The sequence below is a fragment of the Methylomonas sp. HYX-M1 genome (genome assembly GCF_040741385.1).
In the GTDB taxonomy this organism is placed as follows: domain Bacteria; phylum Pseudomonadota; class Gammaproteobacteria; order Methylococcales; family Methylomonadaceae; genus Methylomonas; species Methylomonas rhizoryzae.
Window position 1 is genome coordinate 3,317,894 of sequence record NZ_CP160405.1, and the last position, 24,251, is coordinate 3,342,144.

Annotated in this window: 22 protein-coding genes; 9 read left to right on the plus strand and 13 right to left on the minus strand. The window is 54.6% G+C overall.

The features are described 5' to 3' along the window. The first annotated feature begins 174 nt into the window (after positions 1-174). Positions 175-1,290: a Fic family protein gene (locus tag AB0A83_RS14975; protein WP_367154594.1), complete on the plus strand. Its 1,116-nt coding sequence runs from the start codon at positions 175-177 to the stop codon at positions 1,288-1,290. Here the strand turns inward: AB0A83_RS14975 and AB0A83_RS14980 are convergent. Continuing rightward, positions 1,282-2,484 carry a tyrosine-type recombinase/integrase gene (locus tag AB0A83_RS14980; protein WP_367154595.1) on the minus strand — a complete coding sequence of 401 codons (1,203 nt, stop codon included), beginning with the start codon at positions 2,482-2,484 and terminating at the stop codon, positions 1,282-1,284. The two genes, AB0A83_RS14975 and AB0A83_RS14980, sit on opposite strands and share 9 nt — an antisense overlap. A gap of 654 nt (positions 2,485-3,138) precedes the next feature. On the opposite strand from AB0A83_RS14980, the gene AB0A83_RS14985 reads away from it, so the two are divergent. Then, positions 3,139-3,639 (plus strand): hypothetical protein, encoded by a 501-nt coding sequence (locus AB0A83_RS14985; protein WP_150049792.1) that lies wholly within the window; start codon positions 3,139-3,141, stop codon positions 3,637-3,639. A gap of 119 nt (positions 3,640-3,758) precedes the next feature. Here AB0A83_RS14985 and AB0A83_RS14990 read toward each other — a convergent pair whose 3' ends face one another. The 3 genes from AB0A83_RS14990 to AB0A83_RS15000 form a co-directional block, all read right to left on the minus strand. Beyond that, positions 3,759-4,058 carry a hypothetical protein gene (locus tag AB0A83_RS14990; RefSeq protein WP_190303162.1) on the minus strand — a complete coding sequence of 100 codons (300 nt, stop codon included), beginning with the start codon at positions 4,056-4,058 and terminating at the stop codon, positions 3,759-3,761. Positions 4,059-4,159: 101 nt separating this feature from the next. Beyond that, positions 4,160-5,698, minus strand: coding sequence for a cation:proton antiporter (locus tag AB0A83_RS14995; protein ID WP_367154596.1), 1,539 nt, complete (start codon positions 5,696-5,698; stop codon positions 4,160-4,162). Between the two features lie 397 nt (positions 5,699-6,095). Next, the gene (locus AB0A83_RS15000) at positions 6,096-6,752 is read right to left on the minus strand and encodes an HTH domain-containing protein (RefSeq protein WP_150049798.1); all 657 of its coding nucleotides are present in this window, start codon (positions 6,750-6,752) and stop codon (positions 6,096-6,098) included. A 186-nt stretch (positions 6,753-6,938) separates the two neighbouring features. On the opposite strand from AB0A83_RS15000, the gene AB0A83_RS15005 reads away from it, so the two are divergent. Both AB0A83_RS15005 and AB0A83_RS15010 read left to right on the plus strand, forming a co-directional pair. After that, positions 6,939-7,319: a group 1 truncated hemoglobin gene (locus AB0A83_RS15005; protein WP_150049800.1), complete on the plus strand. Its 381-nt coding sequence runs from the start codon at positions 6,939-6,941 to the stop codon at positions 7,317-7,319. Positions 7,320-7,327: 8 nt separating this feature from the next. After that, a complete protein-coding gene (locus AB0A83_RS15010; protein ID WP_150049802.1) occupies positions 7,328-8,302 on the plus strand; it encodes an FAD-binding oxidoreductase in 975 nt (324 codons plus the stop codon). Positions 8,303-8,571: 269 nt separating this feature from the next. On the opposite strand, the gene AB0A83_RS15015 is transcribed toward AB0A83_RS15010, so the two are convergent. Continuing rightward, positions 8,572-10,446, minus strand: a complete 1,875-nt coding sequence (locus AB0A83_RS15015; protein ID WP_367154597.1) for a di-heme-cytochrome C peroxidase — start codon at positions 10,444-10,446, stop codon at positions 8,572-8,574. 573 nt (positions 10,447-11,019) lie between these two features. Between AB0A83_RS15015 and rlmB the strand changes: the two genes are divergently transcribed. From rlmB to AB0A83_RS15030, 3 genes are read left to right on the plus strand one after another with little or no spacing between them, the layout of a single operon-like run. After that, complete coding sequence (gene rlmB, locus AB0A83_RS15020; RefSeq protein WP_150049806.1) at positions 11,020-11,766, plus strand: 23S rRNA (guanosine(2251)-2'-O)-methyltransferase RlmB; 747 nt, start codon at positions 11,020-11,022, stop codon at positions 11,764-11,766. After that, positions 11,763-12,059 (plus strand): cytochrome c, encoded by a 297-nt coding sequence (locus AB0A83_RS15025; RefSeq protein WP_367154598.1) that lies wholly within the window; start codon positions 11,763-11,765, stop codon positions 12,057-12,059. The genes rlmB and AB0A83_RS15025 overlap by 4 nt, the downstream gene beginning before the upstream one ends. Next, positions 12,056-13,351 (plus strand): FCSD flavin-binding domain-containing protein, encoded by a 1,296-nt coding sequence (locus tag AB0A83_RS15030; RefSeq protein ID WP_367154599.1) that lies wholly within the window; start codon positions 12,056-12,058, stop codon positions 13,349-13,351. The genes AB0A83_RS15025 and AB0A83_RS15030 overlap by 4 nt, the downstream gene beginning before the upstream one ends. An 18-nt stretch (positions 13,352-13,369) precedes the next feature. On the opposite strand, the gene AB0A83_RS15035 is transcribed toward AB0A83_RS15030, so the two are convergent. Both AB0A83_RS15035 and AB0A83_RS15040 read right to left on the minus strand, forming a co-directional pair. Continuing rightward, on the minus strand, positions 13,370-14,278 hold the full coding sequence (locus AB0A83_RS15035) for a class I SAM-dependent methyltransferase (RefSeq protein ID WP_367154600.1): 909 nt from the start codon (positions 14,276-14,278) through the stop codon (positions 13,370-13,372). Between the two features lie 32 nt (positions 14,279-14,310). Next, a complete protein-coding gene (locus tag AB0A83_RS15040; RefSeq protein ID WP_150049814.1) occupies positions 14,311-15,453 on the minus strand; it encodes a glycosyltransferase family 1 protein in 1,143 nt (380 codons plus the stop codon). A 22-nt stretch (positions 15,454-15,475) separates the two neighbouring features. Between AB0A83_RS15040 and AB0A83_RS15045 the strand changes: the two genes are divergently transcribed. Beyond that, entirely contained in the window at positions 15,476-16,621 is a 1,146-nt protein-coding gene (locus AB0A83_RS15045) for a glycosyltransferase family 9 protein (RefSeq protein ID WP_367154601.1), read from the plus strand. After that, on the plus strand, positions 16,614-18,068 hold the full coding sequence (locus tag AB0A83_RS15050; protein WP_367154602.1) for an O-antigen ligase family protein: 1,455 nt from the start codon (positions 16,614-16,616) through the stop codon (positions 18,066-18,068). Before AB0A83_RS15045 ends, AB0A83_RS15050 begins: the two co-directional genes overlap by 8 nt. On the opposite strand, the gene AB0A83_RS15055 is transcribed toward AB0A83_RS15050, so the two are convergent. Genes AB0A83_RS15055 through AB0A83_RS15080 form a run of 6 tightly spaced genes read right to left on the minus strand, consistent with a single transcriptional unit; the run spans position 18,051 to position 24,223 of the window. After that, positions 18,051-19,232, minus strand: coding sequence for a glycosyltransferase family 4 protein (locus tag AB0A83_RS15055; protein ID WP_367154603.1), 1,182 nt, complete (start codon positions 19,230-19,232; stop codon positions 18,051-18,053). The genes AB0A83_RS15050 and AB0A83_RS15055 overlap by 18 nt on opposite strands. A gap of 1 nt (position 19,233) precedes the next feature. Then, positions 19,234-20,382 (minus strand): glycosyltransferase family 4 protein, encoded by a 1,149-nt coding sequence (locus AB0A83_RS15060; protein ID WP_367154604.1) that lies wholly within the window; start codon positions 20,380-20,382, stop codon positions 19,234-19,236. Then, positions 20,379-21,569: a glycosyltransferase family 4 protein gene (locus tag AB0A83_RS15065; protein ID WP_367154605.1), complete on the minus strand. Its 1,191-nt coding sequence runs from the start codon at positions 21,567-21,569 to the stop codon at positions 20,379-20,381. The genes AB0A83_RS15060 and AB0A83_RS15065 overlap by 4 nt, the downstream gene beginning before the upstream one ends. A gap of 7 nt (positions 21,570-21,576) precedes the next feature. After that, entirely contained in the window at positions 21,577-22,401 is an 825-nt protein-coding gene (locus AB0A83_RS15070; RefSeq protein WP_367154606.1) for a PIG-L deacetylase family protein, read from the minus strand. Positions 22,402-22,411: 10 nt separating this feature from the next. Next, positions 22,412-23,215, minus strand: a complete 804-nt coding sequence (locus tag AB0A83_RS15075) for an ABC transporter permease (RefSeq protein WP_150049828.1) — start codon at positions 23,213-23,215, stop codon at positions 22,412-22,414. After that, entirely contained in the window at positions 23,216-24,223 is a 1,008-nt protein-coding gene (locus AB0A83_RS15080) for an ABC transporter ATP-binding protein (RefSeq protein ID WP_190303163.1), read from the minus strand. It abuts the gene before it with no gap. Positions 24,224-24,251: the final 28 nt, after the last annotated feature.

Sequence of the window (24,251 nt, forward strand, 5' to 3'; positions counted from 1 at the left end):
GCAGCCTACACCAGACAGGGTGGTAACACCGGTAATACCAGTAATCTCATTTTCAACAGTTACAGTGCTCGGGTGTTCCCAGAGTCGCAATGCAGGCTGCGTGATGTTTAAACAGGTCCTTTATCGTTCAATAAATGATATATTTATGATCGATAAAATCATTTTGTATTAATCATGATCTGGAATTGGCAACTGGCGGGTTGGCCGTGCTTCACCTACAACGCGACGCAGCTGGACGATTTTGAAAAGCGCTTGTTGCTCGGCGCCGGTGTGTCATTCGGCGCGATCAAGCATTTGTCTGAAGACGACAAGCGGCATTTGACCATCGAGCTAATCAGCAATGAAGCCTTGAAAACGTCAGCCATTGAAGGCGAATATCTCAACCGGGACAGCCTGCAATCTTCGATTTGCCGTCAATTCGGTTTAACCACCGATCATCGAAAAGTCCCGCCAGCCGAGCAAGGCATCGCGGAGGTTATGGTCGATTTGTACCAGCATTTTTCTACCCCACTAAGTCATGAGCAGTTGTATCGCTGGCACACTTGGATTACGGCCGGTCGTAGCGACCTACAGGATGTCGGACGGTATCGAACACACGACGACCCGATGCGAATTGTCTCAGGTCCCATTTATGCGCCCAAGATCCATTTCGAGGCGCCGCCATCCTGCCAAATGACGCCGGAAATGGATCAGTTCATTGATTGGTTTAATAGCACGGCACCTGATGGAAACACGCCCTTGCCGACCTTACAGCGCGCGGGGATCGCGCATCTTTATTTTGTCAGCATCCATCCGTTCGAAGACGGTAACGGTCGCATCGGTCGCGCCATTGCCGAAAAGGCATTGGCCCAATGTCTGGGGCAACCGACATTAATCGCCCTGGCATTTACCATCGAACGCCACCGTAATGCGTACTACACCGCTTTGGAAATGGCTAACAAGCAAATCGACGTGACTGATTGGCTGGTTTATTTCGCCGAATTGGTAATGGCCGCTCAGGAATACACCCATCAATGGATCGATTTCTTAATTCAAAAAACCAAACTCTACGACCACGTGCGTGGGCATCTGAATCCGCGACAGGAAAAAGCGTTGGCGAGAATGTTTCGGGAAGGTCCGGATGGCTTCACCGGCGGACTCAGTGCAGACAAATATCGCAGCATCACGGGGGCACCTTCAGCAACGGCCACGCGTGATCTGCAGGATCTGGTCGCCAAGGGCGTATTGTTTAGAACGGGAGAACGCAAACATACGCGCTACTATTTGAACTTAACCGGAACACTACCTTAAAGCCTGATTACCCTGCTCGCAATACATAGTCCAGTCGGCCATGAGCTGAGATCGCTTTTCCATCAAATCGCCTCGGCGATACGCGGCCTCTGCCTGATTTTTAATCGTGTGGGCTAATGCCATTTCAACTACTTCATTGGGATAATGGGTTGTTTCAGCAGCCCAATCCCTAAAACTAGATCGAAATCCGTGAACCGTCAGTTCCGGTAGGCCCATGCGTTTTAATAGTTGCAGCATGGCCATATTCGACAAACCTCTTTTTAACCCAGGAAACACAAATTCATTCGTTTTGAGTAGACTCATCTCCTGAACGATAGCCATTGCCCGAGGCGACAAGGGCACTCGATGAGGTTTGTTGGCTTTCATCCGTTCGACGGGAATGGTCCACGTCTGACTGATAACATCTATTTCATCCCAAGTTGCGCCAATGGATTCATTGGTTCGGGCAGCGGTAAGGATCGTAAATTCCAGACATCGCGCGGCTATGCCTTGTTGATTTCTTAGTTTTACAATAAATTCCGATATATCCGTGTAAGGCAATGCGGCGTGATGTTCGACATTTTGAACTTTGGATGGTTTAGGTAATATCTTGTCAAGATGACCACGCCATCGAGCTGGATTTTCACCTTCTCGATATTTGCTTACAGTCGCCCAATCCAGCACCGTTTCGATGCGACCTCGCAATCTGCTGGCCGTTTCATTTTTGGACGTCCAGATTCCTTCAAGACATTTAACAACCAGTGCCGTATCGACTTCCGCGACCGGGAGTTTGCCAATGGTTGGATATGCGTACTGTTCTAGGGTATTGGACCATTGCTGAGCATGCTTAGGATTTTTCCAGCCATGGCGATTAATTTCAATGTAAGCGGAGGCACATTCTGCAAATGTCATTGACTTGGCGACGGACAAATGAAGCTCGCGTTCAATTTTCCGTTTTTCGACCAGAGGATTCAGACCTTGCTTGAGCAGCTTTCGGTACTCAGATGCTTGCTCCCTGGCTGCTTCCAGCGAAATATCGCCAAAACTACCCAGACCAATCTCGGTAGCCTTTTTATTCCTGACAAATTTGAAAATCCAGCTTTTTGAAAGTGTCGGACTAACCTGTAGGTAAAGACCACCACCATCACTGTGATAACCGGGAGTTTTGATTGTCACAACCTTGCGTGTGTTCAGCTTATTCAAAATCCGACTCATAAATCCTACCCTACTTCCTACCCTACTTTCGGCATCGGATTGGAGTATATTTTATCAAACCAAGCTGGACAATAAATTTGTAACTTATCGTTTTTTAACAAGAATTTAGGACGATAAAAACAATATCGGACTTTTGTTAGGCGGACTAGCTCTCCGCCATAATTCAATGACTTAGGTCAGACTAAACCGGCTTAACCGCCGGTTTTTTTATGCCTAAATAAAGTCGCGCGGCAGCCGTCCAAAACACTAATGCGGGGCGATTGCAAGGCCTTCATGAGCGTTACTGTTAGCCCTCTTTGGCTATTCCTATCTAGTTCTAACACCGTCATTCCGGCGGGGCTTGCCGAAAGCCGAGCTGCAAAGTGCTTGAAGTAGCCGTCCATGGCATTAGACGACGGCACTGGCGTGCGATGAGGATATTTAACCCCTCGTACCTCTCGTCAGGCCAATGTCGGATTTAAGACAAATTGACGGAATTAATACCAAATCCGCTCCCGGCCGGCTTTCAAAAACAGGCTGCGTGTCGAGCTTAGCCATCATTAATGTTAAGTTACGATAAAGCCTTGTGTAATCAAACCGTTATAAAGCCGTAACATGCTTGCATTATTCTGATCGGCATAAAGTAAACCCTAGACACTACCGATTCTTCGAAAAATGCCGACATCGAACCAAAACGCTTCGCTCGACGATAGAAAAAATATCGTATCGATTCGCTTGAGCAACGAAGACCGAATTGCCGTACGTTCCACAGCGGCTCGCTTAATGGTGCGCGAATCCAAATTGTATCGCTTTGCGGTACACCACTTGCTGGAACGCCTACACCCGTTGCACGACTCCAACTTTAGCGGCAGCGATTTGCTGATGCTGTTTTTGGAATTTAAAGACGAATTGGCGGAACACCTGGAATTAAAAAAACACCAACTGTTCAAAATCTTTAACGGCCGCATTACGGAACCGCATAAATTCGTTGCCATGGCCGATATAGAACTATTGCTGATACCCGATCACGCAGTGCGCCAACGTCTGGCATCGATGCCCGATGCACAAGCATTCAAGCATACGGATACCGGCATTTGGCTAAGAGATTATTTCTGTGCTAAATATCCGAACCAGGCTTGGCGGGAGATTTCGATGCAAGCTGAACCTAACGAATAAAGGGTTGCCGGATCCGGCACATTGACGGCTAGCAAGTTTGAGCGGCGGGAAAAGCCAAGTTTGGCGCAACGGAGAGCGCGCTGTTGACTGGTTCGGCAAGCGCAGCCTGGCGCCTGCCTTCAAGAAAAGTTGACTATCATCTCTTGCTGGATTTTCCGCACGATATGGTTCAACTTTTCGGATTTAACATTTAAGTGTTTAAGCGGATCATTTTGAATCAAAACGAAATTCCTGATCGTTTCGTCATTCCATGCTCTATGGTTGTCGTGGACCACCCGCAATACGAAATTCAATTTGTTAGCGGCATAAATCACGTCGTCTTCGTCATCTTCTCCCTGAAAATTCATTAAGCTCTTGATGGCGGTTCTCACTTGCCAAAACGCATTATCGCTATCGGTTTCTTGATTCGCTTGCATCATGTTGTCTCCAATTTACTCAAAAACGGTATCAATTCGGTCGGGAGGCAATATCGACCCCAGCGCTTAACCCATCCTTAAAAAATTTCCAAACACCGGCGATCTCATTTTATGTTAAGCATATGCCGTGCCATTAAGTTACCGGCCTCGACCAAGGGATGAATGACGAAGCGCGCGCCTAGCTCGACTAGCTCCGCGTATTCGTCGTTGTCGTAGCACAAGGTGCCGATACTGCCTTTGAAGCCCCGGTTTTTTAGCTGGGTAATCGCGGAGCGGCGCGCTCCGAAATCCGGCATGGTTAACATCACGCCGCTAATCTTTTCCAGCTGCAAACCGTTCCAAAGTTCGGAATCTTCGGAATCGCCGTAAATCACCCTGCGATTTTGCGCGAGCTGCATTTCCACGACGATGGGATCCGCATCCAAGCCCAATACCAATTTGTCCTGCTGGTGCAAAGCCGCATAGGCGGACGTTCCGGTCCGCCCCATGCCGACGACCAACCATTCCGCCGCACCGAAAGAATTGGGAATACGGTCTATATGGACCAAGCGCTTTTTGTCCTCCAAACGCGTCAAAAAAGGTTCCAATACCGCGAATATCACGTGGGAATAACGATTGACCGGCGCCGCGATGGCCAACGAACCGGCAACCGCCAAACTGATGATGGAACGCCATTCCGGTGTCAATAAACCCGATTTGACGATGGCATCGGTAGTGATTAAGGCGAATTCGCTGTAGGTAGTCAATGCAACGGACGACACGAACGCGGTGCGGGCCCTCAAGCCCGCCAAGATAAACAAGCCGAAAAACAGCAGGCCCTGCAACGGCAGCGTAGCAAGCAGGGCCAGCGCGGCGACGGCTTGCTCTTTATTCGGCAAACCGGTCAAACCGATTTGCAAAAAGAAAGCGATCAAAAATAGCTCTTTCACCCCCCATAATTTATGGGCAATCTGCTCGGATTTTTCATGACCTCCCAACATCATGCCACTCAACAACGCGCCGATATCCGCAGAAACATTGAGGTGTTCGGCGAGCACGCCGCCCGCCAAGGCCATGGTCACGCCCAACAGCATTTGCAACTCCGCGTTGCGGCTGACTTGCAGCAGCAGTCGACCCAGGGGCCGCAGCAGCGGAATCAGCGCCAGCGCCAGCGCCCACAGCGTCGGTTGGCGTCCATCGGTGAAAGCCAACAACCCAATTGCAATCAAATCCTGCAAAATCAGAATGCTGATCACGTCGCGGCCGTGAAACGACGACAGTTCGCCATTGTCGTCCAACACTTTAATGGCTAAAACGGTGCTGGAGAACGCCAAACTGACCCCTAACAGCAATCCACCGCTCATTTGCTCGTCCAGCCAGAAAAATACCAGCGAAGAAATACCGGTAACCAGCAACAAATGCCCGCCGCCCACGCTGAGCACTTCGCTCCGAATCAAGGTCGCCGGCTTTATTTTCAAGCCGACGCTGAACAACAATAACTGGATGCCGATGTCGGCGATATGCGCCAACGCGCTGAATTGACCCCATCCGAAACTGTGTAACAAATATCCGGCAAGCAAATAGCCAACCAACGGCGGCAGCAATATCCTGCTGACCACCAAGCCCATCAAATAAGCCGAGCCTATCCACACAAGTTCGATCATATATTCAGTTTATCCTTTCAACCCTGCAGTAAATCGGACAAAACCACGCGCATAGGTTAAGACCGGTATGTTAGCGATCGATGAATCGACACTATAAATCGCTGCCGACTGCGCCGCATCCGTCCGGAAGGACCGCAGTAAATCCTCGATGATATTGTCATTCCAGCAAGCGGCCTCGCGTATTTTAAACAGCTGTAATCGTAAAAAAGTTAAATCATCCCATACAAAGCCGGGGATGATTTAAGCTGATGTCGATAAAACCAAAGATGCCGGACGAAGGTCCGCGACGAGTAGCGGCTGGCGCACCCGCGAAATCCTACGCTTTAAGGTGCGTTGATTGGCCTAGCACAAATGACCCGACGCGCAATGCCTTAGCTTGAAAATCCCGCGCCCGTTTTTATTCTGAATCCGGGGCTTCGCCGCCGGCTTGCCGGCAGCGGAATCGGCATGCGCAATCCTGTTTGGCGATGCAAGAGGTTTGCTGCACCGGCCTGTCCAATAGGGTGGCAAGCAAAGCTCGGTCGAACTGACAAAGTGCGGGATACTTTTTCGCCACATCGTGATAAACGCAATTTACCGCTTTGATGCCCAAGGTCTCCGGCTCAGCCGCGCTATCGATTTCGGCGTGATAGCCGAGTTTTTGCATAAGCCCGATTAAGGAAACCAATCTTTCTTGCGGGGTTTTGCCGGTAAATTGCGGCAGCAAGGTAGCGGCTAATTTGCTACCCAAGTGCCACATCATGTCCTCCAACGCGGCCGGCTCCATCCGTTCGGCCAACTCTTCCAGCAGCAGGTTGCAAAACCAGGCGTATTGCTTGGGAAAGTGATTGATCCCCTGCTCCGTCAATACGTAACTGCGGGCCGGCCGGCCGCCGGTGTTGGTTAAAGCCGCTTCCTTGATCAGTTGCTGTTTTTCCAGACCATCCAAATGCTGTTTCACGGCGTTTCTGGAAATACCCAATTTTTCGGCCATTTCGTCGATGGACAGGCCTGCGCCGGCATTCAGCAACAGAGTAAGAATTTGTTCTTGGCGCGAGGCCGGCGCTGTTTGCATCGTTATAAGAAATTGAATATGAAGGTTGATCGGCTACAGGCTGCGGAGTTTAGCACACCCTTTCGGCAAGGCACGGCAGGCAAAAACGCACTTTTAACATATTTATATTGTAAAAGTTTATTTTCGAGACTATCCTATTCCCGTCCGATGTCACCATAACCTACAACCTCTGCGGAGATTCCAACCATGACAGACAGCAAACCCTCTCTCTATCAACAACTTGGCGGCGAAGCCGCGGTCAGCGCAGCGGTCGATATCTTCTACCGCAAAGTGCTCGGCGATTACCGAATCAACCGTTTTTTCGATCACACCGACATCGAAAAACAAGCGGCCAAGCAGAAAGCGTTTTTGACCATGGCTTTCGGCGGCCCGGCCAATTACAGCGGCAGCGATATGCGCCAAGCGCATGCGCATCTGGTACAAAAATTCGGTCTGGACGACAGCCATTTCGACGCGGTCATGGAGCATTTAGCCGCCACTTTGCAAGAATTGAAGGTACCGTCGGAATTGATCGTCGAAGCGGCGGCCATTGCCGAAAGCACCCGGAACGATGTGTTAGGACGCTGAGGTCCGCAATGCCAGCTTACAGCATTACTTTGGGGAATCGGGTTTTCGCCGGCGCCGCCGGCGAGTCGGTGCTGGAAACCCTGCTGCGGGCCAAGGTCGAGGTAGCGCACGGCTGTCGGCAAGGCGTCTGTCAAAGCTGCATGATGCGCAGCCTGGACGGCCCGCCGCCGGTCGAAGCCCAAACCGGGCTGAAAGACGTTCTACGGCAGAACGGGCATTTTCTGTCCTGCATGTGTTACCCGCAAACCAACATGCAGGTCAGTCTCGGCAACGGCACGGATGTTTACCAGCGAGCAACCGTGTTGGACAAACAGAACTTGAATACGGAAATCCTGCTGCTGACGCTAGGTTACGAAACACCGTTCGAATACCGCGCCGGACAATTCGTCAAGCTGCGGCGGCAGGACGGATTGACCCGCAGCTATTCGATAGCCAATCAACGCGACCATTCGAATAGCGTGAATTTTCATATCCGCCGCCTTGCCGGCGGCCGCTTTAGCGAATGGCTGCATAGGGAAGTCGCTATCGGCGATTCCATGGACATCTCCGCCGCGCAAGGTTCATGTTATTACCTGCCGGGTAACACCGCGCAAAATTTGTTGCTGATCGGTACCGGCAGCGGTTTGGCGCCACTGTACGGCATCCTGAGGGAAGCCTTGCAGCAAGGTCACCGCGGCCGGATCAGACTTTATCACGGCAGCAGCGAAATCAGCGGTTTGTATTGGATAGACGAAATGCGACGCTTGGCCCGCGAGCATGCGAACCTCAGTTATACCCCGTGCGTATCGCGCGGCGATGTAAAACCGGGTTTTGCCAAGGGACGGGCCAACGACGTCGCGATGGCCGAGCTGCCCAACCTTAACGCTTGGCGCGTCTATCTTTGCGGTCACCCCGATATGGTCATGCACAGCAAGCGCCAAGCGTATTTGCAAGGCGCCGGCTTGCAAGATATTTACAGCGACGCTTTTCATCTCAGTTCCTGAAACCGCACGCCTAAGTTGCCGTCGTCCCGGCTGCGAGGGGCAACGCCCGCATAGTCGAACGGTTGCCGGTGCTTTATGCAGGTCGATTGACGGACGGCGAATCCGCATGCACATTGAACGCCCCTTGCGCCAACGGCGCAGATGAAGCGCGTCTACACCCGAAATGCCGCACCCCCTCTGCGTCATCCGCAGGCGGCTTGCCGCGATAGCCGGCCGGCAAGCCGCACTGCGCAACGCCCAAGCAGTCGTTGCTCGGACGCATTCGCGGTTTACAAGATTTTCAAATATTCCAGCAACGCGGCTTTTTCCTGATCGTTAAGTTTGGTGCCGAACTCGTGGCCGCAGCGGCTGTTGCCGGATAGGCGGTCGTTGCAATCCGTGGTTTTATAGGTGTAATCGAATTGGCTTTGTTCGGCGGCCAAACCTACTTTGCTGATGTCGTAGGCCGGGCCGACCTTGAACTGGGCCGGGCGTTCGGCGACCGGTTTCAGCAAGTCCTGCAAGGTCGGCACGGAACCGTTGTGCAAATACGGCGCGGCAGCCCAAATGCCTTGCATCACCCGCGATTCGTAAGCTAATTTCGGCACTGGCGCGGTAAAGTCGTCCTTGCAGATCGGATCGGTTTGCCAATCTTCCGCCGGCGACGGCATCACCCAGGCGTTGCTCAACTGATGAAACGCCCCTTTCAAATCGATCACGTCCGGGCTAAGCAACTGGTTTTGCAGTTTTCGTAAACTTTCGACGGCTTTGGGATCCGGCGCTATGCCCAGTTTACCGTGCAACTTTTCCGCCTTGCGCTTGATGTCGTCTTCCAGTTTAACCACCAACCGCTTCTCGTACTGCAACACCGACGACATCACCGCCACGCCCAGTACGTTGAATGCGGCGTCTTGAGCTTTGATCGGTTTTTCGAAGAAGGGAATGAAAGCGCCTTCCATCACCCCGGAATCGACCGTCCAAGTCAACAGATTGAATTGACGCATGTCGCTGCCGACGTTACACAAAGGCGTCGCCCAGGTTTTCTTCCATGACCGGATCGCCCCCTTGCGAATGCCGTGACAACCGGCGCAGCCGCCCTGCTCGGTTTTGCTCGGACTTTCATAAATCGCCTTGCCTTGCGCCGCCAAGGCCTTGTCGACCGACCACGGCCATTTGGGCGGGCCGATTTTTTTCACCATGTTTTCCAAGCTTTTCAAACCGTCGAAATTGCCGGAATTAACCTTCAGGTAGTCGTAGCCGAGTATTCTCCAGTCGTCTTTTTGCGGATGAAACTCGGCGAACACGCCCACCACTTCGCCGAAATTGCGCGCCAAGCCCAATATATCGTTACCGTTGTCCGCCAAGCCCGGCCACTGGGTTTTATCCTGGATAGGCGCGTTCCAGATGAAGGGATAACGCACCGGCGCGTCGGCCAAATGGATGTTGCCCTCTATGACGTACTGATGTTCCGGCGAACCGATGTCCAGGCCGGTCAGGCGATTGAAAATCATGCCTACCGCGTCCAAGCGGGCCGGCCCCCAGGGCGCGTCTTTCGGCAAGGCCTTATCCATCAAGGTGCGATACGGCACGAACCAATCCTGCAATGCCTGTTTCAGTTCGGCTTGCTTTTCAGCGTCGGCACCGCTGCCCAGCACGTTTTGCGCGAAATCGGCAAAGGCGGCCGGGTCGTTGAGTGTCCTGTCCACCACGTTGCGTAACTCGGCGGCAAAGCCCTGAAAATCGGCAATCGCAGGACCGCCGTCAATCCGGTACGGCACGCCGCCGACTTCGATTTGGCGGGTATGGCAAGCCGCGCACGTCATGCCGACCGCCTCTTTGTTGGTACTAAAACCCAGCGGCAGACCCGGCGTCGGACTGGCCGGGTTGGGCAAATAGCCGAAACGCCGCATGTTATCGGCGGTAAAAGCTTCGCCGCTGGCTTGCTTCAAGGCTTGAAACCATTTCAAAGGCATGATGCGCGAACCTTGGTCGCGGCTGTAAAAATCCTCTCTGACGGGCTTGGTCCACGCCTTGCCCTGCTCGACGTAAACCGTGTTTTCAGCTGCCGACGACGGCAAAGCCGCAGCAAAAAAACCGATGGACAACGCAATCGCGAAAAACGTTTGCCTACTGCAGCTGAGTGCTTTGTTGTTATTTCTATGCATAGCTATCACCGATGGATTAAGCGGCCATCGTCCCCGCGAGGCTAAGCCATGCCTGGCTTACGTCCACTCTCCGTACTTTTTGCCGACTTTAACCCCGGGCGCGGCGGCACATGGAAGAATGTTGCCCCGCCGCAAGTGCGAAACCGGTCTGAGCGCCGGTTTTTAGTGCGCTCGACTCCGCGTTCCGCCAACCCCAAAAGACGGAACGGCCCCACCAAAAGCAAGGGAAGTCGAGTAAAAGGGTGAAGGCGATACGCCGTCGGCTGACCGGCTTCCAGCGGCTTAGCCACCACCGCCGGTCTGACCTTGATTCGCTGCATCCAGTCCACCCTTACTTTGCAATCGCTACCTGCGGTATAGCAACACCCCAAGCATAGTCGGAAATTTTGAACCAGTTCGCTTTTCAATCGCCTCGATTCGAACATCTAACACTCATGTTTATACTGCCGGCATTGACACTATCGCTTTCGACAATTTTTATTGCATCCCGCATCGCCGGCCTTTAGCATGAACGCCCGGCCCGGCTCGCCAGATCCGAACCGGCGCACATTTTTCGCTTCTTACACAGTTAACATGAGCAATACGCATCTTTTCGGTTTGCACGCGGTGCAGGCGGCCCTGGAATACTCGCCGCAAAAAATTCGCCGGGTCTGGGTGGACGGCCAACGTCACGACAACCGGTTGCAAACCGTGCTGGAGGAACTGCAAAAGCTCGGCGTGCAACCGGAAAAAACCGAACGCAAAAAGCTGGACCGGATGGCGGACGGCAAGAATCACCAGGGTATCGTGGTGGCAGTCGATTTGCCCGGCATGCTTAGCGAAGAGCAATTGAAAACCGACGTCGAGCGGCTACAAGCAACCGCCTTTTATCTGGTATTGGATCAGGTGCAAGACCCGCACAATCTGGGCGCCTGTCTGCGCACCGCGGACGCGGTCGGCGCGCACGGCATCATCGTCACCAAAGACAACGCGGCCGGCATTACCCCTACCGTGTGCAAAGTCGCCAGCGGCGCGGCCGAAACGGTGCCGGTTTACCAGGTCGTCAATTTAGCCCGTACCTTACGCTGGCTGAAACAGCAAAATATCTGGATTTTAGGTACGGCCGGAGATGCTGAGCAAACTTTGTACGAGCTGGACTTGAACCTGCCGCTGGCCCTGGTGATGGGGGCGGAAGGCAGCGGCATGCGGCATTTGACCCGCCAGCACTGCGATTTTTTAGTGAAAATTCCGATGCTGGGCCAAGTGGAAAGCTTGAACGTCTCGGTCGCTGCCGGCGTACTGATGTACGAGGCATTCCGGCAAAAACGGGGCGGCCGGTGAATACAGCGCAAGCCGCTCTGGCCGCCGGCTTGCTGGTCTTGACCCACTCACCGCCCAGTGCGGCGGACGCCGGTCCGCAAGCCGTCGCGTTAAACTGCCTGACCTGCCACAGCCATGCCGAATCCACCGGCATCCCGAAGCTGACAGGTTTGTCGGCCGCACAAATGACTCTGATACTGTTGGATTTCAAATACGACCGCAAGTCCGCCACCTTAATGCCGCGTATCGCCAAAGGTTATAACGACGCCGAGCTGGCCGGGGTGGCCGCTTATTTGACGGCCCTGAGGCCATGATAAACGATGCCAGACGTCGGTTTTTACGCACGCTAGCCGTGGCCGGCCTGGCGCCGTTGAGCGCCTGCCGGTTGTCGCGACACGCCGCCGGCAAGGCCCGCGTGGTGGTGGTCGGCGGTGGCTTCGGCGGCGCGACTTTCGCCAAAACCCTGCGCTTTTTGGACCCGGACCTGCGCATCGCCTTGATAGAGCCGAAAAACGCTTACATGACTTGCCCCGGCAGCAATTGGCTGTTTGCCGGACAATCCACACCGACGGCATTGCAAGTGGATTACCAGGCCTTAAGCCAACGCTATAACATTGATGTGGTGCAGGACCGGGCGAAATACATCGACAGCTCTCGCCGGCGCCTGCACTTGGCCGGCGGAACCGATTTGGCATACGACCGCTTGCTACTAGCGCCCGGCATCGCATTCGACTGGGAAGCAATAGCTGGTTACGACGTCAATGCCGCTGCACGTTTTCCGCATGCCTGGCAAGCCGGCCCGCAAACTCAATTGCTGCTGCGGCAGATGCAGGCCATGCCGGACGGCGGGGTGCTGTTGATCGCCGCACCGCCTGATCCTTACCGCTGCCCGCCCGGTCCTTACGAACGGGCCAGCATGATGGCCCATTGGTTAAAGCGGCATAAACCGCGCAGTAAAATTTTGATTCTGGACCCTAAACGCAGCTTCTCCAAGCAAGCTTTATTCGAAGCCGGCTGGCGCCGCCACTACGGTTACGGCACCGCCCATAGCCTGATCGAATGGCACAGTTTGGCCGACAATCCTATCGTGCGCTTGGATGCCGTCGGCAAAACCGTCGTGACCGAATTCGGCGACCGTTTTTCCGGCCATGTGTTGAACATCATCCCGCCGCAAACCGCAGGCCGCTTGGCCTTGGAATCCGGCTTGACCGACGCGTCCGGCTGGTGTCCGGTACTACCCGCTACGTCGCAGTCGCCGCTGGACCCTTTTATCCACGTCATCGGCGATGCCGCCCAGCTCGCGCCCATCCCCAAATCGGCGTTTGCCGCCAATTCGGCCGCCAAAACCTGCGCCCTGGCGGTGACCGCATTGCTTAACGACCGAGAACCCGGCGAAGCCGGCTGGCTGAACATCTGTTACAGCTTGGTCGCGCCGGATCACGGTATTTCTATAGCGGGCGTGTATCGACTGGATTCCAGCGGACGGATAGCCGCAGTACCCGGTGCCGGCGGCGTCAGCGATTCCCATCTGCCGGACGCCGCCGAGCGGGAAGCCCTGTATGCAAAAAACGCCTATCGGAGCTTGATCGCCGACAGCTTCGGCTGATCGAGCAATCCTATTGCTTCAACGCTTGCGGGCCAACGCTACCAGTTCGAATTCGCGGCCCAACCATTTTTCCGGCCAGGAGAACAGCGTGACGATACAGCGGCCGATCAAACCGGCGCGGCCTTTGTCGGCAGGGAGCGGACGGCCTTGCAGGGAAACCAGCTCGAATCCGCTATCGCTCAGCGCTCGCCGCAAGGTGTTTTCGTTGAAGTAATACAAATGGAATTGGTGAAACAGTTTTTTCAGCGGCCCGTCCACGCGTCCGCCGCTGATATCGTAAATCAGCCTGGCTACGCTGCGGATCAAGCTGCGTTCGTTGGGGGTATCCACTAACAACCAACCGCCAGTTTTCAAAATGCGGTTGACTTCTTTAAGTTGTTCGACCGGCTTTTCGAAATGTTCGACCACGTCCCACAGCGTCACTACGTCGAAAGTCTCATCGGCGAATGCAATGTCGGTCAAAAGACCGCTGTGCGCCTCGACGCCCAAGCGCTCCCGGCAATACTCGGCGGCGTAATGCGAAATATCGACACCTGTTACCGTCCAGCCGGCTTGTTTGGCCAATCCCAAAAAACCGCCCAGCGCGCAGCCCACGTCAAGCAAACGCCCTTTTTCCGGCCGGAACCGTTCCAACAAAGCCAAACCGTTTTTGAAGTTGGTAAAATCGACGGCCTCGCCGCTAACTACTCGATCGGGATCGACGTCGACCTGAAAGTAGTCCGAACGCTCCTTGTAGTAGTTATCGCTGTACATGTCGCTCAACTTGTCGGCGTTCAACGCCATGTTTAAAAACACCAAACCGCACTCTTGGCAGCGCACGATGGCAAAATCGTCCAGCTCGTACAACACGGTAATGCGCTCGGATTGACATAGATTACATTGACATGCCTGGGCGGCCACATCGTGGCTAGTGGTAACGGTATTCATAGAGGTTGCAAGGTTAAGTGAATCGGAATAGGTTAATGGGAACTGCCGGACAAAACCGCACGGTATAGAGTCAAAGTCTCGGCCGCCATTTTGCGCCAGGAAAACTGTCCGGCCCTGGCCAGGCCTTTTGCGCGCAATTCGGCGGCCAAGGCCGGATCCCGGCAAAGATTGAGCATGGCGTTGCCGATGGCCTCCGGACTGTGCGGGTCGACCAACAATGCCGCATCGCCGGCCACCTCCGGTAGTGCGGTGCGGTCGGAGGTAATCACCGGCGTACCACAGGCCATGGCTTCCAGCACCGGAATGCCGAAACCCTCGTGCAGGGACGGAAAGGCGAACGCCAATGCCCGACGGAACAAGCCGGGCAACTCTTCGTTAGGCACGTAGCCCAGAAACGATACCTTATCGACTATGCCCTGCTTTTCCAACAGCTCCGACAAATTCCATAGACTTTTATTCGGCTTGCCGGCTACCGCCAGACGCGGGCAGTCCGGCATCTGCCGCACCGCATAAGCGTAACCGGACAACAAACCGAAGATGTTCTTGTGATTGGTCAAGGCACCGACGTAAAGGAAGTAACGGTCCAAGCCGTATTTGCCGGTAATACCGGCATCGTCGTCGCCGTTTAGATTAAACTCCGAACCGACTCCATTATGGACGGCGCTAATTTTATTTTTAAACTTAGAATAAAACGCCGAGTGGCCGATTATTTTATTGCGCACGAAATTAGACACGGTAATTACCCGCTTGGCTTTAACCAAGCCGTAGGCCATCATCAGCTGATAATATAAATAGGTGGAAAACGAGCGAAAATATTCTTTCGATTTTGCCGGTGGCAGGAAATAAGCGTCGTGAACGGTTAATATCAGCGGTGCATCCAGCCACAGCGGGGCGCCGTATTCGAAGGTGGCATGATAGAGATCGACTTTATCGGCTTTTACCGCTTGGATCAGGTTCCATTGCTCCCGGCCGCGAAAGGCCGCGCCGGCTATGAAGCGCCATTCGATGTTTTGCCTTCTCGGTGCGTGTTGTGTATAGTAATCGCTGTGCTCGGCATTAAAGTATAATATATACCGGTAATCGGGAGCCAACTCCGCCAAATTTTCGACTAATTCGAATAAATATCGGCCTATTCCTTCCTTATAACCCAATCTTCCGTCGATTCCGATTTTCATCGTCGAATATCTCTATATTAATATGAAGTTACTATTAAAAATAATAGCTTGGTGCGGAAAATATATCGGCTTTTTATTTTCCCACCAGCCTGACAATGGGGATTTCAAGCGAATATTGGTTTTTCAAGCCGGCGGGATAGGCGACATCATCCGGGTATTTCCGGTTATCACCGCCCTGCGCGAGCGATTTCCCGACGCCTATATTGCCAGCCTCAGCCCGTTTCCGGAAACCGTTTATCAATTGTTGCCCGAACAATACAGACCCAACCCACGCTTCGCGTACGAACCCTTAAAGCAACACAAAGGCTTATCCGCCAAACTGCGATTAATGCACTCGCTACGAAAACAGCGCTTCGATCTTATTATAAACCCGGCGCGCGGCGAAGGAATGCTGGAGAATGCAATTTTAGCCTGGGTTTGCGGCGCTCCTTGCCGCGCCGGCTTCGAACGGGCAGGCGCCGGTTTTTTAAATACCGTCAAAGTCGAGCTGCAGGACCGAATCGCTATCGTCCGCCAAAACCTCGACCTGTTAAACGCGCTCGGCATTGCGGAGCAAACGCCGGTCGGCTTGGAAATTGCCGCGGCGGACCGGGATTTCGCCCGCCAACTGTTGGCCTCGCTCCGGCAAAACCCCGAACAAGCGATTGTCGTCGTGCAGGCCGGCAATCATTGGCGACCGGAGCTGCGATGGCCGCAGCAACGCTATGCACAGCTGCTGCAAACCCTGTCCCGGCAACGGCCTTGCCTGTTCTTATTGTTGGGCACAACGGCGGAAACGGCATTAAACCGTTGGGTGATCTCCGAAGCCGCGCTGGACAACGTGGTCGATCTATCCGGCCAAACCACGCTGACCCAATTGGCCGCCGTCATGACCGCAGCCGATCTGTTCATAGGCAACGACTCCGGTCCCTTGCATTTGGCGCTGGCCGTCGGCGTGCCCTGCATCGGTTTATTCGGTTACACTTTGCCGGCGCAAGTTATCTGCACCAGCGACAATTGCATCGCATTGCACAAGGCCTCGGCGGAACAAGTGTTCTTGCATCAGCCTTTTCAAGAATTCGACCGCACGACTCGCAATCCGATCGAGAATATCGATGTGGACGAAGTCGCCGCCGCGGCCGTCGGCTTGCTGAACGGCGATTCCAAGCCGGCAAGCGCCCATGGCTAAATCCGTGTCTTGGCAAATCGTGGCGATAGGCGCACTGGTCGCCGGATGGATTTGCGCCGACCCGATTCTAAGCTTTACCTTCGGCTTCAACCGCTTCCCGTATTTTCTGACCGCGGTTTTGGCTGGTCTTGTCGTGCTGATCGCGGCTCTAGCGCTGAACGGCCCAAGACTGTATCGTCACAAAGATCTCAGCCTCTTGGTGTTCATTGTCGCCGCCAGCCAGTTTAGCGGAGTCGGCATAGGTTCGTTGGACGTGCTGGACGTATCCTCGGTCGGCTTGTTTGCGCTGTGGCTGTTCATCGCCGCTACCGAATCGCGCGCGCCGGTACAAATCAGTCCCATCATGTTCGCCGCGTTGGGCTTGATGTTTCTGGCAGTACTGGCGCTGATCAACCGGCCGCCGATAGGCGGCTTGATCGCCATTTCAGAGAAGTTCGCGCTGTTTTTCGCGGTGGTCGCTTTACTCCGGCGCCGGCCATTGATCGAACATACCACTTACGCCTTGATCGCGGCCAGCGTGTTTTCCTCGTTGGTTGCCATCGGCCAAACCGTGGTGTTTTGGGTGTGGGGCATATTATGGACCACCGGCATCGGCGAATCGCAAGCCATGGGATATTTAAAACCCACGCCGTTCGGCGTCATGCCGCGTTCGACCGCCTTCTTCCCCAACCCGGCCGGCTTGAACGATTATTTGTTGTTCTGCGCCGGCCTGGTGCTGTTCGCCATCGCCAACGCCAAGTCGGCAACGTGGAAATGGTTTTACATACTGGCGTTTTTACTGAATTGCGCCGGCATCACCTTGACCTGGAGCGCATCGTCCCTTTCCGGCTTAGCCTTGGTGATGCTGCTGTTCATTTACTTCAACCGCCCGGCCTTAACCATTCATTACACCGCGGCCATAGGCTTCGTTCTGATTGTCTGCTACTGGTCCGGACTGTTGGAATTCATGTACCGCTTGATGAAGAACTATGCCAGTTCGTCCGGCGAAGTACGCTTGCGCCTGCTGGAATTGGCCATGGAGGTATTGGATAGGCAGGCATTGATCGGCATGGGCGTGCAAAACTTCGCCAACGCGTCCGGCAACTTATTCCAGGAAGGCATATTTACCGTCGCCTACCCGGTCCACAATGCCTTCGGCCAAATGGCCACCGAATTGGGCGTGTTCGGCGCGTTGATTTATTTAGGCATCGTGACTTTCATCATCGCTCGGGTAATCCGGGTGCTGCGCTTGCCGAACGTACCGGAAAAATGGATATTCAAAGGCTATTTATTGGGACTTTTGCCGTTGATTATCCACATGTTCTCCGAACCCATGGCTTACGAAGGCACACTATGGCTGCTATTCGGCATCATCGAAGGCTCCGCGCTGATCGTCCTCCGACCGTTGCGGGCTGTGAGCGTCCGTAAACCGGAAGCGCGAGTTGCCGCCCTAAACCTCGGACGCTAAGGCTTGCCGATAAAGCTTGAGCGTATCCTGGGCGATAGCCTCCCAACTGTATTCGCCGGAACTGACCCGCTCGAACCCGGCCCGCCCCAAACGACGGCACAAATTTTGATCCTCGCATAAGCGCTTGATCGCCGCCGCCAGGGCCGCAGCATCGCCTTGCGCGACGATCAAGCCGGTCTCACCGTCGCTGACTATGCCTTTGAAACAATCGATATCCGACGCGATGACCGGCCGCTCGAACGCGTATGCCAGATGCACGGCACCGCTGGTCGTACCCTTCAAATACGGCATTGCCACTACGTCGGCCTGCGTATAAATCCGCCACATATCGTGATTAGGCACATAGCTGGCGTCCTGCTTTACGTTAGCCAATTGTTCTATCTGCGCCAGCAAATCTTCGTCGCCGGGATTGATCCGTCCGGTGACTATGCCTTGAACCGGAAATTGCTCGGCTTGCAATTGGCGCATTGCCTCCAGAAAGACCTCTATGCCTTTATGGCGTTTGACGCCTAAAAACAACACGACCGGTTTTTCGTTAGCGGCGCGTGCCTCTTGTTGGGAGCCGTGCGGCATGTATTTGCGAAACACCAGATAATTGCCGTGCGGTATCGCCGCCACCGGGGTGCCGTCGCGGCCCAAGGCGGCGCGCACTAGCGGGATGTTGCGCGGATCGTGCACGATGACCGCATCGGTCAATCGGAGTAACAAGCGGCCGAACCACAATTCGTATCCGCTAGGATGCGCTAAACGTTCGGCGGCGGTCAGCTCGTGTATGGTGCGCACAATCGGGATACCCTTGAGTTTGTATGCCAGCAACAACCCTAAATCCAAGGCGTTCAAGCCGGTAGCGGTATGTAAATGCACCAAGGTGCAGCCGTCATTTTTCAGCGCCAGCCAATGCCGGACAAAATTGGAGAAGAATCGATAATAACGGCTGAATTTAATACCGCCGCCTGGTCCTAAAATCACCATGGCTACTTTGGGATCGACCAAATCCATTTCTTCCGGATCGACATCTACCCGCCGGCGCTCGGAAAACACCGCCGTCAATGCGACTTGCCCGACCTCTCCCCGGGCTGCCAACGCATTGCACAACAAGGCACAATAATGGTGGTAAGCGCCGACCGGCAAGTCGTACAACATGTGGATATTTAGCGTGGACATCTCATAGGTCTCGATAAAGTTGCAAGGTTTGTTCGGCCATGTTTAGCCAAGAAAACTGTCGAGCCCTTTCCAAACCACGGGCAACCAGTCGCGCCGTGCCTTCGCTGTCCGCCAACAAGCGAACCATGGCTTGCGCCAATTCGTCGACAGCCAAGGGATTGACCAAATAGCCGGCGCCGCCCAACACTTCCGGTAGCGACGCCACATCGGAGGTAATCACCGGCGTGGCGCTGGCCATGGCTTCCAATACCGGGATGCCGAAGCCTTCGTACAAAGACGGAAACACGAAGGCCGCGGCAGCGGCGTATAACAGCGGCAAATCCGCGCGGGCCACGTGACCGGCCAACAACACAGCGTCGCCCAGCTTGAGTTCCGCTATCAGCTTACGGATGGCGTCTGTGTCGGGCCCCGGCGCGCCGGCCAGCACCAACCGGTGCGGCCGGGCAAACTCGCTTCTCGCCTGGGCGAACGCTCTAAGCAAGCGAAGCAGATTTTTTTTCGGCTCCTGCAACCCGACGAATAACAAATAAGGGCCGCGTATGCCCAAGCGGTCTTGCATCGCTTGCAGTAGCCTCGCATCGTGGCGATCGTGAAACTCTTCGCCTATCCCCGGATAAATCACCCGAATGCGGTCGCTGCCTATGCGGTAAGCCTGCATGACTTCGTCTCGAGTAAAATTGGATACGGTCAGCAATACGTCCGCATGTTGCACGGCGTATGCGGTCTCGCGCCGATAATTTTCCAAACCGCGCGGATCGGGGAACAATTCCGGATGTTGCAAGAAATTGATGTCGTGAATGGTCGCTACCGACTTCTTGTAATAAGCCTTGGGCAACAGGCGAAAAGCCGGCCCGTGATAGACGTCGAATCGCCCGCCCAACCCGGCCAACGACGGTGCATATTCGCCCAGCGCGTGTATCAAGCGGTAAGGCGTGCGGAACAGGCTTTTATCAAAATTGGCTTGAAACCGGTAAGATGCGACCAACTCCCGACTCGCCCGGTCGCGGCAACTGAAGAACAACAGCCGATAGGCGTTCTGCCGGTCAATCTGCTGCAGATTGTCCACTAAGCGCCAGGTATATTGATAAACTCCGGTACGGTTGCCCGGGATCTGCAAGGGTAAGCCGTCGATACCGATACGTAAACTCATCGTGCGGCTCCGGCGGCTTCCTCGTAGACGCTCTGCAAGCGCTGTAAATGCACCGGCAGGCTATACAGTTCTTTAGCCCGCCGTCCGGCCGCCTCGCCCATGCGGGTTCTGAGTGCGTCGTCTTGCAACAGTTGGTCTACCCGCCGCGCCAGCCCCTGCCGATCGCCGGCCTCGACCAAAAATCCGCTGGTTTCATGCGCCAGCCAATCGCGGATACCGCCGATATCGAAACCCACTACCGGCCGGCCGGCCGCCATGGCCTCGATGCCGGCCAGGCCGAACGCTTCCGGCACCTGAGAGGGCACCACCAGCAGGTCCGCTTGCTGGTAAACCTGCGGCATCGCTTCGCGCGCCACTTTACCGGCCAATCGCACCCGGCTGGTTAATCCGGCCTCGGCCAAACGCTGCTCAAGCTCTGCCAGCATAGGTCCCTCCCCTACCATGGTGGCTTGCCAGCCCGGGGTTTGCAGCCGGTTTAGCATGTCTACGAATTCGCTAACGCCTTTTTCCCAGCTAAAGCGGCCGACGAATAATAATTGCCCGGCTGAGCGCTTAGTGTCTGAAACGCCAACCTGCGGCAAGGCGGTGAAATGCGGCACCACCGCAATCCGCTCGGCCGGCACGCCGACTAACCGCAACTCTTCCGCCATGCTGGCGGACGGGGCAATCAATTTGTGCAAGCGCGGCAACATGCGCAATAACCGATAACGCAGCCAGGCCTGATAAGGGCCGTACAGCCAGCCGCCGAATTGCAAGGGTTTATAACAACCGCTGGCGATGCAGCGCCACCCCATAGCGGACCGACAAATTTGCCGGTTGTCCGCCCGTATCTTGGACGATAGAAAACACAACATTTCGACACTGTGCAGGGTGAGCACCAGCGGATACGCACTAAGCAAGGCTCGCAACCAGACCGGGGTAAACAAACAATGCAAATGAATGACGTCGGGCGCTTCCTGCTCGACGATTTGCAGCAGCCGCGGCAGTTTAGCCAGGCCTTTGAAATAACCGTGCGGCTTGTGTAGAACATGCTTGCCCGGCCGGCTGGATTCGCCGGCGTCCGCTGCCAGAAGATGCAAGGTAGCGACCTGATGCCCTCGTTGCAATTGGCCGGCAACAACCTCGGCAAAATACACTTCGCCGCCGCCGTATCCCGCCGGCCGATCATGGATATGCAGGATTTTCATCTAACCCTTAACCGGCAGTCGCCAATCGCTCGGCAAATGCCCGCATCTCCGCCATCGGCAGGCGAAAAAACGCTTCAGCATAGCCGTCGCGGCTAATGCGCATGGCGCGATAGCGGGTCAAGGCATCCATGGCCCGCTGATAATCTATACCCTGTAATTGACTGGCATGGGCTTGCAAGGCTTCCCGTTTGCAGGCCATGGTGTCGCTGATATCGACCAAACAGTTTGGAAATAACGGAGTCCAGACTTCGTAACAATAACAGTCGAATCGATAATCGCCGGTTTCCACGGTATCCAGCAGCACTTGCGTGGTTTGCCGGTGATCTTTGTGGTCTTCGGTAAAAAACGGCGTGAATACCGCGTCCGGCCGAAACTCGTCCAGCACCTGGCGCAATTGCCGGCGGATGACGTCGGTCGATTGCAGCTGCGCGTCGACGGCGTCGAAAAAAATCGGCGGTTCCACGCCTAAAATTTCGCCGGCACGCAAGGCTTCCCGTTTGCGGGTCCGGATCAATTCCTGCTGCAAATCCTGGAAAGCCTGTCCGCTCAGATGGGCCAAGCGGTCGTCGCCGAACCGGCCGTCGGTCATGAACGCTACCTTAACCTGTTTGCCGGCTAGCACGCATTTGCGCAGAGTACCGCCACAGCCTATGACTTCGTCGTCCATATGCGGCGCCAACACCAATATACGCTGGCCATCCGGCCAGGCTATCAGCTGCGGCGGGGTTTCGTACCTATCCCAAAGTTGCTTGGCCTTGAGAAATTGCTTGACTCTGTCTTCGACATGCAACTTGCGCAAGCAATCGCCGATAATTCTGCGGAAACCAGCCATGTTTCACCCGTCAATATTGACCCAAGGTACCGTTGATCTTCGCATAGCGGGTCGCTAGCGAGAAGGCATACAAACCGATGGGCAGCAACACGACCGAAAACAATGCCAAGGCGTTGATCGCCGGTAGCAGTTCCAGCACCCCGGCGCCGGTCAACAGTGAAGAACGCATGCCTTGCAAGGCATAGCTGAACGGTATGACTTTCGGCACCCATTGCAGCCAATCGGGCAGCAGGGTAACCGGATAAGCCACCCCGCCGAAGGCCAAGCTGATACCGGTCATCATCAGGTTGATACCCTCGCTGCGTTTGATGATCAAGGTCGCCGCCGCGATCAAAATCCCCAACGAAGCCATGCTGGCTACCGACAACACGAGAATCAATAAAAATCCCGGCACGTTGGCGGCACTTAAGTCCAGCCCGAACAAAAAGCCGCACAGTAAATAAATCACAAAGCGGAACGAGGTAAAAATATAACCCCACAGCGACGAGAAAATTAAAATCAACGGTACCGGCGTCGGCGACAGCATGACGATCTCCAAGGTCCCCATGAATTGATGTTCGCGGATGCTGGTAGTGAACGAAGACTGGCTCACGGTAATGAAATCTTGGAACGCGACGCCCAGCAGCAAAAACGGGAAATATTTACCGCCGTATTGCGCCAGCGAATCGGCTTGGCCGCCCTCCATGACCTGGCTGATGAAATACAGCACCGGCACCCCGAAGGCGATACCCAGTTGTTGCAAGATGAAAGCGCCCCGGTAACTGACGGCCAATAAAAAGTCGCGCCGTAAAAACGCCAATGCGATTCGTCCCATTTATCCCCCTTGTCTTGCCGACGCAATAACCCTGCTAAATACATCCTGCAACGATACCGGCACTTCGCTGCAATGCATGACGTCGGCACCGTTGGCCAACACGTTTCTCAACATCTCCGAAACCAGACCGGGCCGACCGTTGGTTTCGATCTCGAAGCGCGTGCTGGCGGCATCGCGCACCGTGTTGATGTTGACGATCCCGTCCAGCGCGCTGAGCTGCGGCAAAAAGGCTTCCGGCGCACCGGCCAATTCCAGAACGTAACTTTTGATTTTCGAGACGCTACTTTTCAAAGCTTCGATTTCCTCGCATTTCAACAGCGTACCGCGCTGCATGATCGCCACCCGCTTACACAATTGTTCGATTTCGGTCAAGTTGTGCGAGGTGATGATGATGGTCGGTCCCCACATGTTCAAAATCCTATCTTCTATCAATTGCACCAATTCGACGGCCGCGACGGGATCCAGGCCTTTGGTCGGTTCGTCCATGAATAAAATCCGCGGCCGGTGCAGCATCGCTCTGGCAAACGCCACGCGTTGACGCACCCCGGTGGAGCAACTGTCGAAGCGCCGGTCGGCAAAACGGGCAATGTCCAAAGCATCCAGCATTTCGTTTATCCAAGGCGAGGTTTCCTTGTCCGGCAAGCGGTATAGCTGCGCGAAAAAATGCAGATTCTGGCGTACGGTCAAGGGCCAATAAAAACTGCGCTCGTTACTGGTGACCAATCCGACCAAACGGCGTATTTTGCCGGGTTCTTTCAGCACGTCTATGCCGTTGATCCGCGCGGTTCCGGAAGTCGGAATCAGCAAGGTGCACAGCATGTTGATCAACGTGGTCTTGCCGGCACCGTTAGGCCCCAACAAACCGAATATTTCTTTGGCTTCCAAACTAAAAGACACGTTGTCTATCGCCGTGACCTGTTGCGGCGCACTGCCGGTAAACACGTCTCTTATTCGCTTCTGCTGGGCGAATTTTTTGGTTAGCCCGCAGACTTCTACCATATATGTCATCGCTATTTTTACCGTTTTTTCCGTAACA

Excerpts from the sequence above, each read along its gene's own strand:
- AB0A83_RS14995 (WP_367154596.1), bottom strand. The coding sequence starts at position 5,698 with ATGATCGAACTTGTGTGGATAGGCTCGGCTTATTTGATGGGCTTGGTG.
- AB0A83_RS15070 (WP_367154606.1), bottom strand. The coding sequence starts at position 22,401 with ATGGCTGGTTTCCGCAGAATTATCGGCGATTGCTTGCGCAAGTTGCAT.
- AB0A83_RS15080 (WP_190303163.1), bottom strand. The coding sequence starts at position 24,223 with ATGACATATATGGTAGAAGTCTGCGGGCTAACCAAAAAATTCGCCCAG.
- AB0A83_RS15045 (WP_367154601.1), top strand. The coding sequence starts at position 15,476 with ATGAAGTTACTATTAAAAATAATAGCTTGGTGCGGAAAATATATCGGC.
- AB0A83_RS14975 (WP_367154594.1), top strand. The coding sequence starts at position 175 with ATGATCTGGAATTGGCAACTGGCGGGTTGGCCGTGCTTCACCTACAAC.
- AB0A83_RS15060 (WP_367154604.1), bottom strand. The coding sequence starts at position 20,382 with ATGAGTTTACGTATCGGTATCGACGGCTTACCCTTGCAGATCCCGGGC.
- AB0A83_RS15055 (WP_367154603.1), bottom strand. The coding sequence starts at position 19,232 with ATGTCCACGCTAAATATCCACATGTTGTACGACTTGCCGGTCGGCGCT.
- AB0A83_RS15030 (WP_367154599.1), top strand. The coding sequence starts at position 12,056 with ATGATAAACGATGCCAGACGTCGGTTTTTACGCACGCTAGCCGTGGCC.
- AB0A83_RS15050 (WP_367154602.1), top strand. The coding sequence starts at position 16,614 with ATGGCTAAATCCGTGTCTTGGCAAATCGTGGCGATAGGCGCACTGGTC.
- rlmB (WP_150049806.1), top strand. The coding sequence starts at position 11,020 with ATGAGCAATACGCATCTTTTCGGTTTGCACGCGGTGCAGGCGGCCCTG.
- AB0A83_RS15005 (WP_150049800.1), top strand. The coding sequence starts at position 6,939 with ATGACAGACAGCAAACCCTCTCTCTATCAACAACTTGGCGGCGAAGCC.
- AB0A83_RS15035 (WP_367154600.1), bottom strand. The coding sequence starts at position 14,278 with ATGAATACCGTTACCACTAGCCACGATGTGGCCGCCCAGGCATGTCAA.
- AB0A83_RS15010 (WP_150049802.1), top strand. The coding sequence starts at position 7,328 with ATGCCAGCTTACAGCATTACTTTGGGGAATCGGGTTTTCGCCGGCGCC.
- AB0A83_RS14990 (WP_190303162.1), bottom strand. The coding sequence starts at position 4,058 with ATGATGCAAGCGAATCAAGAAACCGATAGCGATAATGCGTTTTGGCAA.
- AB0A83_RS14985 (WP_150049792.1), top strand. The coding sequence starts at position 3,139 with ATGCCGACATCGAACCAAAACGCTTCGCTCGACGATAGAAAAAATATC.
- AB0A83_RS14980 (WP_367154595.1), bottom strand. The coding sequence starts at position 2,484 with ATGAGTCGGATTTTGAATAAGCTGAACACACGCAAGGTTGTGACAATC.
- AB0A83_RS15000 (WP_150049798.1), bottom strand. The coding sequence starts at position 6,752 with ATGCAAACAGCGCCGGCCTCGCGCCAAGAACAAATTCTTACTCTGTTG.
- AB0A83_RS15015 (WP_367154597.1), bottom strand. The coding sequence starts at position 10,446 with ATGCATAGAAATAACAACAAAGCACTCAGCTGCAGTAGGCAAACGTTT.
- AB0A83_RS15065 (WP_367154605.1), bottom strand. The coding sequence starts at position 21,569 with ATGAAAATCCTGCATATCCATGATCGGCCGGCGGGATACGGCGGCGGC.
- AB0A83_RS15040 (WP_150049814.1), bottom strand. The coding sequence starts at position 15,453 with ATGAAAATCGGAATCGACGGAAGATTGGGTTATAAGGAAGGAATAGGC.
- AB0A83_RS15075 (WP_150049828.1), bottom strand. The coding sequence starts at position 23,215 with ATGGGACGAATCGCATTGGCGTTTTTACGGCGCGACTTTTTATTGGCC.